This window comes from Shewanella sp. 5S214 (genome assembly GCF_041439795.1).
Lineage (GTDB): Bacteria > Pseudomonadota > Gammaproteobacteria > Enterobacterales > Shewanellaceae > Shewanella > Shewanella vesiculosa.
On the sequence record NZ_JBGOOV010000020.1, the window covers coordinates 26,653 to 44,025 of the forward strand.

At 42.8% G+C, this 17,373-nt stretch carries 16 protein-coding genes; 5 read left to right on the plus strand and 11 right to left on the minus strand.

Annotated features, from left to right (window positions below; translation table 11 throughout):
* Positions 1 to 140 precede the first annotated feature (140 nt).
* The gene (locus ACED29_RS13845; RefSeq protein ID WP_273058638.1) at positions 141 to 1,034 is read left to right on the plus strand and encodes a LysR substrate-binding domain-containing protein; all 894 of its coding nucleotides are present in this window, start codon (positions 141 to 143) and stop codon (positions 1,032 to 1,034) included.
* Between the two features lie 153 nt (positions 1,035 to 1,187).
* Here ACED29_RS13845 and ACED29_RS13850 read toward each other — a convergent pair whose 3' ends face one another.
* A complete protein-coding gene (locus ACED29_RS13850; RefSeq protein WP_371697886.1) occupies positions 1,188 to 2,390 on the minus strand; it encodes an MFS transporter in 1,203 nt (400 codons plus the stop codon).
* Between the two features lie 179 nt (positions 2,391 to 2,569).
* On the opposite strand from ACED29_RS13850, the gene ACED29_RS13855 reads away from it, so the two are divergent.
* The 3 genes from ACED29_RS13855 (at position 2,570) to ACED29_RS13865 (ending at position 4,557) form a co-directional block, all read left to right on the plus strand.
* Positions 2,570 to 3,451, plus strand: a complete 882-nt coding sequence (locus ACED29_RS13855; RefSeq protein WP_273058642.1) for a LysR family transcriptional regulator — start codon at positions 2,570 to 2,572, stop codon at positions 3,449 to 3,451.
* An 89-nt stretch (positions 3,452 to 3,540) separates the two neighbouring features.
* Positions 3,541 to 4,053 (plus strand): DUF2937 family protein, encoded by a 513-nt coding sequence (locus ACED29_RS13860; RefSeq protein ID WP_124018219.1) that lies wholly within the window; start codon positions 3,541 to 3,543, stop codon positions 4,051 to 4,053.
* A 30-nt stretch (positions 4,054 to 4,083) separates the two neighbouring features.
* The gene (locus ACED29_RS13865) at positions 4,084 to 4,557 is read left to right on the plus strand and encodes a peroxiredoxin (protein WP_124018220.1); all 474 of its coding nucleotides are present in this window, start codon (positions 4,084 to 4,086) and stop codon (positions 4,555 to 4,557) included.
* An 81-nt stretch (positions 4,558 to 4,638) separates the two neighbouring features.
* Here ACED29_RS13865 and ACED29_RS13870 read toward each other — a convergent pair whose 3' ends face one another.
* The 10 genes from ACED29_RS13870 to ACED29_RS13915 all read right to left on the minus strand — a co-directional run bounded on the left by ACED29_RS13870 (position 4,639) and on the right by ACED29_RS13915 (position 15,668).
* A complete protein-coding gene (locus ACED29_RS13870) occupies positions 4,639 to 6,594 on the minus strand; it encodes a methyl-accepting chemotaxis protein (RefSeq protein ID WP_371697887.1) in 1,956 nt (651 codons plus the stop codon).
* A 124-nt stretch (positions 6,595 to 6,718) separates the two neighbouring features.
* A complete protein-coding gene (gene envZ / locus ACED29_RS13875) occupies positions 6,719 to 8,050 on the minus strand; it encodes a two-component system sensor histidine kinase EnvZ (RefSeq protein WP_124018222.1) in 1,332 nt (443 codons plus the stop codon).
* A gap of 3 nt (positions 8,051 to 8,053) precedes the next feature.
* Positions 8,054 to 8,779: a two-component system response regulator OmpR gene (gene ompR / locus ACED29_RS13880; protein WP_182697654.1), complete on the minus strand. Its 726-nt coding sequence runs from the start codon at positions 8,777 to 8,779 to the stop codon at positions 8,054 to 8,056.
* 417 nt (positions 8,780 to 9,196) lie between these two features.
* Entirely contained in the window at positions 9,197 to 9,997 is an 801-nt protein-coding gene (locus ACED29_RS13885) for a hypothetical protein (RefSeq protein WP_371697888.1), read from the minus strand.
* A gap of 248 nt (positions 9,998 to 10,245) precedes the next feature.
* Entirely contained in the window at positions 10,246 to 11,178 is a 933-nt protein-coding gene (cyoE, locus tag ACED29_RS13890; RefSeq protein ID WP_124018229.1) for a heme o synthase, read from the minus strand.
* A 13-nt stretch (positions 11,179 to 11,191) separates the two neighbouring features.
* Entirely contained in the window at positions 11,192 to 11,515 is a 324-nt protein-coding gene (gene cyoD / locus ACED29_RS13895; RefSeq protein WP_182771502.1) for a cytochrome o ubiquinol oxidase subunit IV, read from the minus strand.
* On the minus strand, positions 11,515 to 12,138 hold the full coding sequence (gene cyoC / locus ACED29_RS13900) for a cytochrome o ubiquinol oxidase subunit III (protein WP_124018231.1): 624 nt from the start codon (positions 12,136 to 12,138) through the stop codon (positions 11,515 to 11,517). The genes cyoD and cyoC overlap by 1 nt, the downstream gene beginning before the upstream one ends.
* Complete coding sequence (gene cyoB / locus ACED29_RS13905; RefSeq protein ID WP_124018232.1) at positions 12,138 to 14,120, minus strand: cytochrome o ubiquinol oxidase subunit I; 1,983 nt, start codon at positions 14,118 to 14,120, stop codon at positions 12,138 to 12,140. The genes cyoC and cyoB overlap by 1 nt, the downstream gene beginning before the upstream one ends.
* A 2-nt stretch (positions 14,121 to 14,122) precedes the next feature.
* Positions 14,123 to 15,160: a ubiquinol oxidase subunit II gene (cyoA, locus tag ACED29_RS13910; RefSeq protein ID WP_182723003.1), complete on the minus strand. Its 1,038-nt coding sequence runs from the start codon at positions 15,158 to 15,160 to the stop codon at positions 14,123 to 14,125.
* 175 nt (positions 15,161 to 15,335) lie between these two features.
* Entirely contained in the window at positions 15,336 to 15,668 is a 333-nt protein-coding gene (locus tag ACED29_RS13915; RefSeq protein ID WP_243640999.1) for a hypothetical protein, read from the minus strand.
* Positions 15,669 to 16,469: 801 nt separating this feature from the next.
* Here ACED29_RS13915 and ACED29_RS13920 point away from each other — a divergent pair.
* Complete coding sequence (locus tag ACED29_RS13920; RefSeq protein WP_371697889.1) at positions 16,470 to 17,285, plus strand: RecX family transcriptional regulator; 816 nt, start codon at positions 16,470 to 16,472, stop codon at positions 17,283 to 17,285.
* The last annotated feature ends 88 nt before the right edge of the window (positions 17,286 to 17,373 follow it).

A 17,373-nucleotide genomic window follows, 5' to 3' on the forward strand; every position in this document is an offset into this window, starting at 1 on the left:
CCTCAATAAATTTAAACATAATATAAATACTGTTGTGAGTAGGTCTCACCGATTGATAATGAGTATATTGAGACTTGATTGAATAAAAAATCGGAATAAACTGAGCTCATAGTTCAAAATAATTGAATATGGAGTTAGCCATGCACCATGCCATTACGATTGATGCATTACGGGCGCTAGACGCCATAGAGCGTAAAGGCAGTTTTGCTGCTGCGGCCGCGTCACTGTATCGGGTTCCGTCAGCATTGACCTATACCATCAAAAAACTTGAAGATGATATGGGCACGGCATTATTTGACCGAACAAAACAAAAAGCCCAGCTGACGCCCGCAGGCAAAATTGTGCTGGAACAAGGACGGCAAATCTTACTCGCCACCAATCGGTTGATTGATTCAGTGCAGCAGTTAGAGTCAGGTTGGGAAACCGAAATTCGGCTGTCGCGCGATACTGTCATTCCTCAAGCGCCACTGTTTCAGTTGATTGAGCAATTTAACCAATTAGATCATTCAGTCGACATTAGTATCGATGTCGAAGCCGTCGGCGGAGGCTGGGATGCATTACACAGTCGCCGTGCCGATATTGTCATTGGTGCATCTGGCGAGTTACCTCGAGGCGTATTTCAAACCCATAAAATCGGTGAAATTGAATTTGTATTTGCAGTAGCACCGCATCATCCATTGGCGTTTGTTGATGGCGTGTTAGAAGCTGACAAGCTCACTGAATACGCTTCAGTGGTGGTTGCTGATACCGCACAAGTTTTGCCGACACGCAGCAGTGGCCTGTTTAAAAGTAAGCAGGTGATTAAAGTGAACACCATGGAAACCAAGATAGCTGCCCAACTGCAAGGGCTCGGGATTGGTTTTTTACCTAAGCATATGGTGCAATGCTACTTTGACAGTGGTGAATTAATTGAAAAAAAATGTTCAATTCCAAGGCCAAATCAGAGTTTGTATCTTGCCTGGCATAAAGATCATCAAGGTCGCGCTTTTGACTGGTTTGTGGAGCATTTACCTAATGCCGACTGGGGTTTGTAGCATCTGATGAGAACACAGTAACGACCAATGCGAGGTCGCAGATACGAGCTCACATTGGCGTTAATCAATCTAATCAGCATAATTGTGATATTGAATATCGACGTTGATGTCGTTGCTAAACAACTCGCTTAACTATTCCTAATTCCTATTCCTTTAACTATTCGCTTGAACACTCATTTGAACATTCTTGCTAACGTTAGTTTTCTTGTCCAGAAAGCCACTGAAACGTGTTAATCCTAGCGCTATAACCACAATCACAGCACCAACCCAAGGGGTATGCATTAGTCCTGCCTTAGCAACAATTAGCCCACCTCCCCAAGATCCAAGAGCAATTCCAACATTAAAAGCGGCAATATTTAATCCTGAAGCCACATCAACAGCATCGGGGGTGTACTTCTGCGCAAGTGACACCACGTAAACTTGTAGCCCGGGTACATTACCAAATGCAAAAGCGCCCCAGATTAAAATAGTGATCACAGCAGCAATAGGGTTAACCGCAGTAAAGTTAAATACCACTAATATGGTCGCAAGACCGCTGAAAATAATGCTTAACGCTTTAATTGGGCCCATTTTATCGGCCATTTTTCCGCCCCAAATATTACCAATGGCAACCGATATCCCGTATACCAACATGATTAGGCCAATAGATTGAGCTTCAAAACCAGACACTTGCTCTAAAATGGGGGCTAAAAAAGTAAAGGCCGTGAATGTGCCGCCATAACCTAGCGTAGTAATGGCATAGACCAGTAATAACCTTGGTTGAGTCAGTACTTTTAATTGCGATGATAATTTTGCCGCTGGTGGCTGGCTTAAATTACTCGGTACCAGCAAGCTGCTGCCAATCAAGGCCACAAACCCAAGGATTGCGACAGTTAAGAAAGTAGCTTGCCAGCCAAAGGTTTGGCCAATGTAAGTGCCCAAAGGAACTCCTGTCACCAAGGCGACGGTTAATCCGGTAAACATAATGGCAATTGCACTGGCGGCTTTCTCTTTTGGCACTAACCCTGTGGCAATAGTTGAGCCAATAGAGAAAAACACTCCGTGGGCTAGCCCTGTGATAATACGTGCGGCGATTAAGGTTTCGTAACCGGGCGCTTGCCAAGCTAGTAGGTTACCAGCCACAAACAGTATCATTACTGACAGCAATACATGTTTGCGATTCCATTTTCCTGTTAATGCCGTTAGTACTGGTGCACCTATCGCAACACCAAGAGCATATAAGCTAACGAGTAACCCGGCGGAGGGTAAAGACACGTTAAGGTCTTGCGCCATCGTGGGTAGCAATCCCACAATGACAAATTCTGTTGTTCCTATGGCAAAGGCGCTAAGCGTCAGTGCAAGTAAAGCTAACGGCATGTTGTAGTCCTCTTTGAGTCATCAGTTAAATTGCTTGTCTGTTAATAGCGGCTATTATTGATTAGATTTTTGTTGCCAAAAACAGTATCTTTAGCAAATGACTTTTGTAATAAATAACAGTAATTGATACTAATAACCTCCAATCGGGATAACCCTTGAGGTTAATGAATGGGGTAGCCATGTTGACGCGATCTGATGACTTAGATATTTTATTAACTGTGGTCGACAGTGGCGGGTTTTCTGCTGCGGCAGACTCACTCAATATTCAAGTTGCGCGGGTGTCTCGTGCAGTGAGTAAAATTGAGCAACAACTTGGGGTGACCATATTAAATCGCACCACGCGGCGGATTGAATTAACCGATGAAGGGCGGCAATTTGTTGAGTCTGTTCGTTGCGGTTTATTGCAGTTGCAGCAAGCTGAGGATGATTTGGTTCGCCGTGGTGAACTACCGCAAGGGCGTTTGCGCGTCGATGCTGCCAGCCCATTTGTGTTCCATCAGTTAGTGCCGTTAGTACAAAATTTTCGCGCAACCTATCCAGATATCGAACTTGTGCTGACCTCTAATGAAGGTTATGTCGATTTATTAGAAAAACGCACCGATGTGGCAATTCGTATTGGAAAATTAGCAGATTCAAGCTTGTACGCGCGGCCATTAGGTCACAGCGCGTTACATATCGTTGCCTCGGCAGACTATTTAGCACGTCGTGGAGTACCGCAAAAGGTAGCCGATTTAGCCAATCATGATTTGCTTGGTTTTACCGAACCTAAAGTGCTGAATCAATGGCCACTAAAGGGCTGCGATGCGATTACTCCAACGATCAGCACCAGCAATGGCGAAACCCTGCGCCAACTGGTATTAGCGGGTAATGGTATCGCATGTTTATCGGGATTTATGATCAAAAATGACCTCGCCGCAGGGCGATTAGTGCCAATGCTCATGAATGAAAAAATCATCGCAACAGAACGTGAACAAATTAATGCTGTGTATTATAAGTCGTCAATAGTGGCTAGGCGGATCTCGGCATTTATTGAGTTTATTCAGCCAAGGTTAACCTTGTAAATTAACATCCCTTTATACAAGATGCTTAGTTAACTGAGAGGTGATATTGTGGTGTTTGTGAATTTATTTTTATCGTAACCGATGACATCATGATAAAACATTTAATGGACTACCTTCGTTTAGTGCTGTTTGTTTGTGGCGTATTGATTGGCATTCAAGTTCCCGGCTTTGTTGACCAATACGGCCAACGCCTAGAAGCGCATCAGTTAGAGGCGAAGCAGAGTTTGGGTGAGTTTCAGCATGACGCCGACCGTTTTTTTGGTGGTGATATCAATAAACTGATCCGTCATTATCGACAGAATAACGACCCAGTGTTCAGTGCTGGTGGTGAGAGTATTGAGTCTATCTACCAGCGTTATGTACTACTAACTGATGCATTAACTCGTTTTCGTCAACATAGTTATAGTCCTTACCAGCAAGTGTTTCTCGCACCGCAAACAGACATTCAGGCTGAAGTATGGCAAAACTATTCGCATGTTATTTTGTTAAAGCCAGAAGCTATTGCGGTAGGTATGTTGTTAGGACTATTGATCTCGATTCTATGTGAATCAGTATTATCTATTCTATATTTGGGCTGCCGTAAAGTATTGGCGCCAAGATAACCCTTCTTATTTAACTGTTAAGGAAATATTATGATCGCGAAAGGACAATCTCTACCAAAAGCTACCCTAAGCCAACTGACTAAAGACGGTATGGTTAACCATGATGTAACTGAATTATTTGCCGGTAAAAAAGTGGTCTTATTTGCCGTGCCGGGTGCATTTACCCCAACGTGTTCAGAAGCGCATTTGCCTGGTTTTGTTGTATTAGCTGACGAGTTCAAAGCTAAAGGTGTTGATCTTATCGCTTGTGTTGCTGTAAATGATGCATTCGTTATGAAAGCGTGGGGCGAAGCGCAAAATGCATCTGAATTGATGATGCTTGCAGATGGTGATGCCAGCTTCACTAAAGCATTAGGCTTAGAAATGGATACCGCAGGTTTTGGTGGCATTCGTTCACAACGTTATGCAATGGTCATTGACAATGGCGTGGTGACTTTACTGAACGTTGAAGAAGGTAAGTCATTTGAAGTCAGCACTGCAGAAGCGGTAATGGCTGCACTATAATCTGTTAATAACAGCTTGATGATATGACAAAAGGGTGCCGAATGTGGCACCCTTTTTACATTTGAAAAGCCTGTTAGAGATTTAAACCTTACTCGCACCAATCCCCAAGTTTTGTTCGATATTATCGACACTGTTGCTCACTTCTAATGCAATGGTCTCACTTTGTTCAAAGGCATGCTTTGCCCGCTGGAGTAAATTGTCCATGGCTGCTACAAACTCATCAAGATGATGTACTTGTTGGTTAGCGTGTTCACTGCCTTGGCTGGCACTCTTTGCCATAGTACTGGCTTGTTGCTGTACTTGCTTAGCCACTGTTAACAAGCTTTGCGCGCGTATTTTTTGTTGTTCAGATGCTTGGCTAATGTCATTAACGCTGCTACTGAGCGCAGCATTAGAGGTCGTTAATTGGGTCAATATCGCCATAATATCTTTAAGCGATAACTGAGTTCGATGAGATAAGTTACGCACCTCATCGGCTACGACCGCAAATCCACGGCCTTGTTCGCCCGCTCTTGCTGCTTCAATAGCAGCATTGAGTGCCAACAAGTTAGTTTGATCGGCAATATTACCAATCACATCAACAATTTTAGCGGCATCAGCGACAGAGGTACTTAGCTGGGTTAGTGAACGGTTACATTGGTTGACTGTCGTCAGGGTATTTTCGGTTGCCGTCAACACACCTTGCGCCTCTTGCTGGCTGGCTAGCATGTCATTCATGGTCTGTTGGGCGCTGTCAGTTAACTCGCTAGACGACCGGTTTACTAATTCGGCTAGCGCAATTAAATCAGCGGTTTGCCCTTGTGCTTGCTGCACCACGGTTTGCGTTTGCTGGGTGCTATTTGATAATGAGCCTATTCTGGCAACTAATTCGCTTAATGAGTGCGACACTTGGGTCATATTGTGTTTTTGCTGCTCATCCTCTTGCTCAAATCGTTGCAGTAGTCGATTAAAATGCGCCGCAATTTGGCCTGTCTCACATTGGCTTGTTACGGGGAGCGGTTCACGTTGGTTAGACTCACTTAACATAGAAAAAGCACGATTTAAGCGTTTTAACGGCGCTACAACTCTGCGCTGTTGTAAGATTAAATAAATCACTGAAAACAGTGCCAGCAAGGTCACCATGCCATACAGCAACCATTGTAAGTTGCGCTTTAATTGTTGGTCAGTTGCTGTCTGTATATCGGCCAGAGACACTAATTGCTGCTCGACTTGGCTAGTCGCATTCATTAGCGCCTTTTGTACCGCTTGAATATCGGTTTGCATTTGCTTGGTGTTGGCAACCTCTTTACTGTAGCGCTGGGTTAAGCTGAGTAATTCTGAGCGAGGCGATTCGCCAATTTCAACTCGCTCGGGCTCATCATCACCTAAGGCAAACTCATCGACTTCTTCAGTGCGGTAAATGCCTAATAATGGCAGTCTTTGCAAATCATCATGCCAAGTATTAAGTGCACTTATAGAGAAGTTAACACTGTTGATTACACCCGTATCTTGGTCTATTAGTAAGGTTTGGGTTAGCTGTGATAATTGATAAACCAAGCTGGGTAATTCCAGCGTAAGCGCTAAATATTGCTGAGCATCGCTGTTGTCTTGTGGGGCCGATTGAGCATAGCGGGTTAGGCTGCGAGCGTAGTTGAGCATTTCTGATTCAGCAAATGCTAACAATTGACGTGGATTACCTGCTAGTTTGCCAGCAGCACGATATTTAGTGTCTAAGTCGCTGATCAGCTGGGTCATTAACTCAGTTAACGAGGTGCTATCTAGCTGCGGATGTGCCTGATGTAATTGGTTAATGCTGTTGGTGATACCTATAATATCGGTACGCGCTTGTTCGAGGTAGTTGCTTTGCCCAGTTTGTAGGTAGTTACTTATATTATTGCGTACATCGAACTGAAAGGTGTGTTGGATTTGCTGTAAATTTTGATTGAGCTGTTCGCTCACTTGTCGTTGCTGGTTACTCCATAGTACTGTTGCCGCTAATAAGGCTGCAAGTATTAATAATAATGCCGATGCACCGAGGGATAAAGTTGATATTTTCATGCTATCCAAACTTAACAGAAAGACCATTATGTGTATTTTATGGCACTAATGTTACAGTTTGTGTTGCGCAGTGAAGGTTGTTTAAGATAGGCCGAAAATCGGTCATAACATCAGTTTAGTGATATTAGTTTTTATCGATTATCGGCAGTGATACGAGTGCTTTCAGGCCACCTTGGGGGCGATTAGACAATTGAATATTGCCATGATGACGATCAACAATGCGCTTAATAATGGCTAAACCTAAGCCTGAGCCCACACTGCCACGAGCTGAGTCGCCTTGGGTAAAGGGTTGAAACAGTGACTCGACTTTAGTTTCATCAATGCCGGGGCCATTATCTTCAACACTAAAACATACTGTATTACCTTGATGATAAGAGCTTATTTTTATCCAGCCATTGCCATAACGGAAAGCATTTTCAACCAAATTACTCAGCACCCGTTTGATCGCTACACTATTAATGGCGATGTCAGGACAATCGGCTAATGATAATTCGAGGGTTTCTTCACGATGTGACTCTTGTTGGCTAATTTCTTGGATTAAGCGGTTGATTTGGTCAGGCTCACGAACGCCTTCTTGGTCGTTACGAATGTATGCAATAAATTGGTTAATAATCGCATCCATGTCTTCAATATCGGTGACTATGCCTTCTTTTAGATACTGATCATCTTCCACCATCATTTCAGATGCTAAGCGAATGCGGGTTAACGGAGTGCGTAAATCGTGAGAAATTCCTGCCATCAGTAAGGCACGGTCTTGCTCAAGTTGCTTCATGCTGTTGGCCATTTGGTTAAATGCATGAGTTACTTCAACAATCTCGGTAGAGCCGCTTAATGGTAACGTTGGCGGAAAATCACCTTTAGATACCGCGACGGCAGCTTTTTGCAGTCGTTTTAACGGTCTGTTTTGTCGCCGTGCAAACAACCAGCCTCCGGCGACACTGAGCCCACCAATAACTAATAAATACAGCGTTAATGGCGATAAATCTGACTCGTTAATACTGCTCAGCGGCACTTTAATCCATAACGTCGGTGCTTGTGGTGGCTTAATCCACACATTGAGTTTTTCACCTTGCGAAAAACGCACTTCAGCTTCACCGCCCAGATATACCGACATTTGCTCAGATAAAAAGCTGTAATAAGTGGCTTGGTTCAGTCCCGCTTCTTGAGCTTGTTTAAGATTATAAACCGTCATACCATCGTCACGCACTTTGGCATTTAAGGCATCAACCATGGTGAGATGCTCACGGCCAACATCAACACCATCGACAAATAAAATATTGATTTGGCGGGCGATCAGTTGGTTAATTTGTTCATAACTGGGTTTGATAAAGTAAACGGCGACAGACCAATAAGACACCAATTGATTGATCAGCAGTAAACTGCCAATCAACAATACGGTCTGGCTAAAAGCGCTGCGGGGTAAAAAGCGTTGCCACCATTTTAACTTAAGTTCCATGACTTATTTACGTGTGGTGCCGTCGGGGACAAATACATAACCTAAGCCCCAAACCGTTTGGATATAGCGTGGGTTAGCAGCATCTTTCTCAATTAAACGGCGTAGGCGTGAAACCTGCACATCAATAGAACGTTCAAGTGCCGAATAATCACGCCCTCGAGCAAGGTTCATCAGCTTGTCACGCGATAATGGCTCTCTAGGGTGGTTAACCAGTACTTTAAGTACTGCAAATTCACCGCTGGTTAGGGCAATGCTTTCATCACCATGAAACATTTCACGGGTGGCAAGATTTAGTGAAAACTCACCAAATTCAATCATTTCTTCTTGTTGAGCTGGTGCTCCAGGGACTTCGATTATTTGACGACGCATTACCGCTTTAATGCGCGCTAATAATTCACGCGGGTTAAAGGGTTTTGGTAAGTAGTCATCGGCGCCCAGTTCTAGGCCGATAATTCGGTCTACTTCATCGCCTTTGGCGGTTAACATCACAATCGGAATAGGGTTTTCTTGTTGGCGCAAGCGGCGACAAATCGATAAACCATCTTCACCGGGTAGCATCAGATCAAGTACTAAAAGGTGAAAGTTTTCGCGCTCAAGTAATCTATCCATTTGTTCTGCATTCGCAGCACTACGAACTTGGAAGCCTTGCTCTATCAAGTAACGTTCTAATAATGAACGTAATCTCATGTCGTCATCGACAACGAGAATCTTCGAGGTTTCTTGGCCCATGACATATCCTTTAAACACTAAATTGATACCAGCAATGACTCAGTATGAAGTGTAATCGCTTAAATTTGAATAGCTGATTGTGGCAGAAATTGTAACTAAATAGCTGTAAATGTTTGTTTATCGCATAAATAGTACTGGATAGTTACATAAGTTGTCTTTCATTAAACTATTTAGGGTTAATGAGGTGATGGATAACGACTTATCATTATCCTTGTAATAACCGGCTAATACTGTGGCGTAAGATGCGTTTAGCGGCCAAAAATGTAATTGCAATAATCAGTAAAGTGCAAAACACAATCCCATATAGCCATAACATAGGTTGCCACATTGATACCCCTAATAGGCTTATGCTGTAGTCATCTATTGTGAGCATCAGTAAGCCTGCGCACAGAGCTGCAATTTCATATTCGGTTTGAGCTAACGTCGATATCGTTGATTAATCGCGATGTCATCAGGATTAGCCTCCATCATAAAAGATAACGTCAATTGCTGTTTGCTAGGCAGATAAACAATGCTCGAAATGGCGCTTAATAAGCTTGATGTTTGTTGTGGATGGCTATTAAACATGGGCTCAATGGTCAGCTGCTTTTGTTGCAGTACAAATCGCCCCCATTGTAGATGGGTGAAGTGCTCATTAGCTTGTGGGTCTTGGTGGAGGTTAATCTTCACCATGGCGTAATAGCCATTATCGAACAGCACCAAGCTACTCAGTGCAGGGGTCGACAACTGATGCCAGACACCATAGACAGATTGGCTTGGAGTGATGTCATAGTGATGTTGTTCATCGGCAACGCTGTCACCATTAGTGTCGATACTAAAGACTAACCGGGCTGACTCGACAGTAAGTGCTATGTGCAATTTAGGATGAGCTATTTGATAGGCAACTAGACCCTGTTGTTGATTACTACTGTAGCTTGGAAAAAAGTGAACATCAGCTTGCTGGATATCTATTCGTCCCCATTCTGCAACGCTGTTTTGTGGCTCAATTAAGTTTAATTGTATGTATAAGTAACTCTGGTCACGAGTTAACTGTAACAGCGTGATTTGTTCTGGGCTATCAATGATCCAATTACCAAAAATAGTCGCTGTAGGCGGCGATTGCGGGGCTGCATACAGTGAGTTGACCGTGATCAAAGCGCACACTAGCAACAACAATCGCGGAACGATATTTTTGACGCGATTAAGTGCAAGCGCTGGATGCTGAATTGTGCGTGACATGATAAACATAAGATCCCTTTATGTTTGCCTTTACAGTTCGGTGTGATTCTTATTGAACCGTGAGAGGTCTAGCTAGTGTATTTTAGCCCCAAATCTTAGCGAGTACTAAGCTTAGACCTTAGTGTTAAATCCTAATTGATGGCTTAATTTTTAGAGTTTAAGCCTAGTAACATATTCTGATTAATCAAATAAAAAAGCCCATTGCGTTATGTAATGGGCTTAAGAATGGTTAATTTTTGCTGAGCGACTTAAGGCGCTAATGTTAGCAGTGCAGGTTGGGCTACAACTTGAAAGTCCAATGCCATGGTCACGCTTAATGCGGTAATGGTAATAATGGAAAATCCAAATACTTGCCTAGCCCAAGACTGTAAGTTGATGTCGCGACGATAACCTTTTAACGCCATGGCTAACCACCATAAACTGGTGGCAAAGGTCACGGCCATAAAGGCAATACCTGTATAACCCGCCAGCGGTAATAGTGCGCTAACCAATGCAAACACGGCAATGTAGAGCACTATATGCAGTTTTGCTTTGGCCATACCTTCAGCAACAGGTAACACCGGAATGTTGGCTGCGGCATAGTCATCAAAGCGAAATATTGCAATTGCATACGAGTGTGGCATTTGCCATAAACTGAACATCAGTAGCAAAATGATTGCACCTGTGTCCATTTGTCCACTGACCGCACAATAGCCTACAACTGGTGGCACAGCACCTGAGAAACTACCCACTAAGGTGCCGTAAACCGAGTTGCGCTTCATGTATAGACTGTACACGCCGACATAAACCACATAACCGATAGCGGCAAATAATACCGCTAAATTGTTAGTGAATATGGCTAGCATGGTAAAGCCAATAATCCCCAGACCAATGCCAAAGCTCAATACAGCTTGTACCGATATTTCACCGGTAACGGTAACTCGGTTACGAGTACGCTGCATTTTGGCGTCGATATCGCGATCAATACAATTATTGACAGCGCAACCAGACGCCACCACTAAAGAGAGCCCTATCATGGTTGCAAACATCAAGGTCCAATCTACGTTACCTTGTGCGGCGAGTAAAAACCCGCCGGCGACGGAAATTAAATTGCCCATGATGATGCCAGGCTTAGTGACCTGAACATATCCTCGTAAGCGTGATGTTAATTGTGCTGACATAGATTGACCTTGATTATTCATGATAGCTGTCTAATTACATCATCAATTCGTTAGCTGCGTAGATAATCCACACAGATAAACCCACTACCATGACAATAATCAGTGCAGTGAATAAGAAAGAGAATGTATTGATCCTGCCTTCTTTAGAAAAATCTAAATGAAGGAAGTACTTTAAGTGCACCACGATTTGTACTATTGCCGCAGCAACCACAATCCATAAGGTGGTTGTATGGTCAAAGCTGTGAGTCATCACCGACCAAAATGGAATACCGGTTAAGATCACCGATAACACAAAGCCGACTAAATATGACTTAACACTGGCGCCAAAGTCGCCCTCGCTTGAATGTGCATTGCTCATCACAAGACTCCTAACAAATAAACAACGGTAAACACACACACCCACACGATGTCTAAGAAATGCCAGAATAAACTTAAGCAACTTAGGCGAGTGATACTACGATTATTTAAACCGCACTTGATAACTTCGACCATCATGATCAGCATCCAAATTAAACCCGCGGTAACATGCAAACCATGCATGCCGACTAAGGCAAAAAATGCTGATAAAAAGGCGCTGCGATCTGGGCCATTGCCGTGTTCAATCAGATGATGGAACTCGTACACTTCCATCGTGATAAACACACAACCTAACGCGAAGGTGATTAACAACCACGCTAATGTCGCCGCTTTCTTTTGGTGTCTAGCGCAAATCATGGCAAAGCCATAAGTAATACTACTGACTAGTAAGGCGGCGGTTTCGATAAGCACGAAGTCTAATTCGAAAATATCTTTGCCCGACACCCCACCATCAGTGTTCATGAATAACACTGCATAAGTCGCAAAAACGGATGCGAACAAAATACAGTCGGTCATTAGATAAATCCAAAAACCGAATAAGGTGTTACCACTGGTATCGTGGTGTTCATCATGGTGCTCAGCAGAATGAGCGTCGTGTAAATCTGCTTTAATAGCAATACTCATTATCTGCCCCTTGCTACGTTATCTATATGTGCATTTTCAATACGCGCGATTTCGTCTGGTTGCACGTAGTAGTCAACATCATTGTCGTAAGCACGCATTAAGAACAATACAAACGCACCTGCAAATCCAACAATGGCTAACCACCAAATATGCCAAATTGCGGCAAATCCCATAGCGGTAATCGCAGCGGCCATAAATATCCCACTGGCGGTATTTTTAGGCATATGAATCGGCTGGTATGTTTCACGACGTTGATAGGCAGTGCCTTTTTCTTTCATGTCGGTGAACGCATCAATGTCTGTTACTGGATCTAACTGGGCATAGTTATAGAACTGTGGTGGTGAAGAGGTTGACCACTCAAGCGTATGGCCATTCCATGGATCGCCAGTAGTATCTAAGTTTTGCTCACGATCACGGAAGCTGACATACAATTGTACAAACTGTAAAATAATACCCACAAGGATGATAAACGCGCCGACCACGGCAAAGTAAAGCCAGAAGTTCCACGCTGGGTTATCTGTGTGGTTAATACGACGAGTCATGCCCATAAAACCAAGCACATATAACGGCATAAAGGCGATATAGAAGCCTATCTGCCAACACCAAAATGATGCCTTACCTAAACGTTCGTTGAGGTGAAAGCCCATCGCTTTAGGGAACCAGTAGGCAAAACCAGCCATGTAACCAAATACTGCACCACCAATAATGGTGTTATGGAAATGGGCGATTAAAAACAAGCTGTTATGTAGTACATAATCTGCGCCAGGTAATGCTAACAATACTCCGGTCATGCCGCCGATGGTGAAGGTCACCATAAAGCCTAAAGACCACAATACTGGCACGGTGAAACGTAAACGGCCGCGATAAATGGTAAATAACCAGTTAAACAGTTTTACCCCAGTCGGCACCGCAATCACCATGGTCATCACCCCGAAGAAGGCGTTAACGTTAGCGCTCGACCCCATGGTAAAGAAATGGTGTAACCAAACAATAAAGCCAAGTACAGAAATCGCACCCGTTGCCCACACCATTGAGGTGTAACCAAATAAGCGCTTAGAGGTAAAGGTTGAAAACACTTCAGAGAAAATACCGAAAGCCGGTAATACCAAAATGTATACTTCAGGATGACCCCAAGCCCAAAACAGGTTGATGTACATCATGGCGTTACCGCCACCGTCATTGGTAAAGAAATGGAAATCTAAATAACGGTCTAAGGTTAATAAACCTAACACAGCGGTTAAAATTGGGAACGATGCAACGATTAACACGTTTGCCCAAGTACAGGCCCAAGTGAAAATTGGCATTTGCATTAGCTTCATGCCCGGAGCGCGCATTTTTAACACAGTGGCGATAAAGTTCACCCCGGTTAAGGTTGTCCCGATGCCGGATATTTGCAAGGCCCAGATGTAATAATCAACCCCCACCCCCGGACTGTATGCGAGTTCTGACAATGGTGGATAAGCTACCCAACCCGTTTTGGCAAATTCACCTAATCCAAGTGATATATTGATTAATATCGCCCCAGAGGTCGTTAGCCAAAAGCTTAAATTGTTTAAGAACGGGAACGCGACATCACGAGCACCAATTTGCAATGGTACGACCAAGTTCATTAGACCAATCATAAATGGCATCGCCATAAAGATAATCATGATCACGCCATGGGCAGTGAAGATTTGGTCGTAGTGTTCAGGTGGTAAATACCCTGCAGCGCCATTGGTGGCAAGTGCTTGCTGAGTTCGCATCATAATCGCGTCAGAGAAACCGCGGATCAGCATTACCATTGCTAACACGATATACATAATACCGAGTTTTTTATGGTCAACCGAGGTTAACCAGTCATGCCAGAGCACGCCCCATTTTTGATACTTAGTCATTAATGCCGCGATAATGAATCCAATAATGGCAACCGCAGCAAGGGTCACCATAATAATCGGTTCATGATACGGAATTGACTCGAGAGTTAATTTTCCTAGAAATGGCATGATTATTTCGCCTCCCCAGATGCAGTCGAAGAATGCTCTGTGGTTGAATGTGAAGGTGATGAAAGCCCAGAATTTTCCGCGTCCTTGTCGACCATGTGCTCCATGTTTTGCATATGCTTGGTATGATCCATACCAGACATTGATTCCATGTTGCTCATGTCGTGCATACCTTCCATGCTGTCCATTGGTTTCATATTCGAGTCTGGATGCATGTATTGCATGACAATGTAGTTAAACATGCCTTTTTGTACTGACCCGTAGTATTGCACCGGATTGTTTTCGCTCTTTTCAGCCAGTTGCTTATATTGCTCAACATCCAAGGTATTACCTTGCTGTTTTACCTTGGCAACCCAAGCATCAAAATCGTCAGCGTTTGCAGTTGCAATCGCATTAAACTTCATTCCAGCAAATCCAGCACCACTGTAGTTAGCTGAAATACCCTCAAAAGTGCCTGGCTCGTTTGCGATAAGGTGTAACTTAGTCGCCATGCCAGCCATTGAGTAGATTTGGCTACCTAACTGCGGAATGAAAAATGAATTCATTGCTGTGTCAGAAGTGATTTTAAAGTTAACCGGAACATTGGCAGGGAAGGCCAATTCGTTAACCGATGCGATGCCATATTCAGGATAAATGAACAACCATTTCCAATCTAATGACACCACTTCAACCTTCACCGGTTTAGCGTCATGCACTAGCGGTTTGTAGGGATCTAAATCGTGAGTCGATTTCCAAGTGATAACACCAAGAATGATCACGATAATAATCGGTACGACCCACACCACGATTTCAATGGCGGTTGAGTGTGCCCATTTAGGTGCATAAATTTCTTCATCGCGACCGTCGCGGAACTTCCATGCAAAATACAAGGTCATGAAAATTACTGGAATAACCACAATCAACATCAGCAAGGTTGCCACAATAATGAGATGCTTCTCATCGATGCCGATTTGACCTTTGGGATCCAGCACGCCGCCTTCACAACCGGCTAGCATAAATGCTAATGCAGCCAGTATAGGTTTACTTAAATTTCGAATTAACAAAGGAAGATTCCTCTAACCTTAAAGCTTACTACGCTACCAACAGGGGGATTGGCAGTTGCACAATAATCATCAAACGCGAATAGTAGAAAAAGATAAACTAAATCAACAGTATGTGATTTTGGCTTAGTTTCCCAAAAAAGATATATCTCGCGAATGGCGTATTAAAATAAAAAAGTTAAGCTTGTAAAGGCGGGGCGCGACAACCATGTGCCGTATATTCTAGCGATTGAGGAATAACAGGAGATAGAGCACTTAGCGCATCGCTCAGTTCGAGCAAGTTGCTAAATTTAGAATTAAGATTGAATAAACGCCAAAAGTGCTGGATAACTAAGGGATTAATCAGCAATAAACTGATTAAACCCGCACCCAAAAACTCAGCTAATATACCGTCAGCAATAGCGATAAACTCGCCAATATCAATAAAATGTCCGATTGAAATAGACAAGGCATCAGCTAAAGGTTGCAGCAACAGTAACCCGAAACACAGTGTTAAATGTGCTTTACTCAACTTGGATAACCTTGTGATGCGATTAAGCGATTTAACAAGGTATTGGCAAAGGGTTAGTTTCAAGAAACGTTTCCAACCGAGCTCAAAGGAGTGGGTAGTTGAATCAATAGATCCAGCTGACGATTTTCATTTGCAGGAGAATAACAAGAAGGCGCTATTGATTGAAAGTAAATCAGAGTAGTAAAACAGCGGAATTATTAAATAAACTTGAATTTGAACAATATTTACACTGTTTATTTACATTGTTAACTGTTTTGTTACTTATCAATGGCTCAAAAGTCACAAATCTGTGATCCCTAGCACCTAATATAAATGGGTGGATGTGATCAGATATAAGCGCCTTAATTCAACAATCCTAACACGTATTGATACGCCCTTGGGGGGTTATGAGGATCATATTTTTTGCGATCTAAAATATTTTCTGGCTTCTGTATTGTTACAAATCGATACCGCAATAAACGCTTGCGGGCAGCAGATTATCTATTGAAGTTATTGGTGGCTGTCTGCGCCGGTTCAGCAGCGTTAAATAATCAAGTAATAATCACTTATGACTCGAGTATAAAGAGCCCTTATCCACTGATGTTCCGTTGCGCATAATGCAGCTAAGTGAATAATGATGCGGCTTTAGCACAACAAGTCTCCATCGATAAATTACACTATAATTTTTTTAAAGCGCTGCAGTTAACTCACCATAAACAGCTGGTTTTTAAATGATTTAAACAATGAAATATCTAGATCTTTCTCAATAACCGACTGAGCTGCTACACTCATTTTGATTATATTAAGGTAAGATTAATTTTTATGCAGCGCCCACAACTACGCCAAGCTAAAACCATAGATAACGTTTTTAATAGTGCTTATTGGCACCTTAGTCAGCAAGACTTTACTATTGGCGAAATTCGTACCAAGCTTGAGCGTAAAACCGAGAACCAGCAATGGATTGATACCGTATTAGCCAAGCTAATCGACAGTGGTTATTTAAAAAATGACTTCGATTTTGCCGTGCGTTATTGCGAACTCGCCTTTAGCAATGAAGTGGGGACTGGTGCCATAAGGCGTAAGTTACAACTTCGCGGTGTGAGTGCGACAGAGGTTGACGCCGCGCTAGAACAGGTTATGCACGAGCAAAAAATAGATACTTTTAAGCTCGCTACCTCAAGGCTACTAGGCCGATTTGAGAATTTTTACGGCACCAGCAGAGAAAAAGTCTATGCTCAAATGACCGCAAAAGGATTTTCTCGATCTGAAATTGATCATGCATTATCGTTACATCCACAAGGTGCAACATTGCGCAGTAAATTGGCGATAAAAGCAGAAAAAGTCGATTTAACAACTGAAATAATTAAGCTGTTTAATAAAGGTAAAGGTAAAACACTTATTTTACAGGAACTCAAACAGCGATTGATTGATGTGAGTGATTTTGAAGAAACCTTGTATCAATTAACCTTAACAGAAGATGTCGATTTTTATCAAAGCTGTAAAAATGAGTTGGCTAAAAAACGCTATAACTTATCTGATTATAAAGAAAAGTCCAAAGCGTATGCGTTTCTATCTCGTAAAGGTTTTGCCAGTGATGAAATAAAAGAGGCCATGAGCCTAGATAATGATGCATCATAAAAATAGCTTCTAGAGAAGTGCTAAACATTTTAATAATAAGCTGTGAATAAATTTTATCGATTATTCTCATTTAAAATAAATATTATAC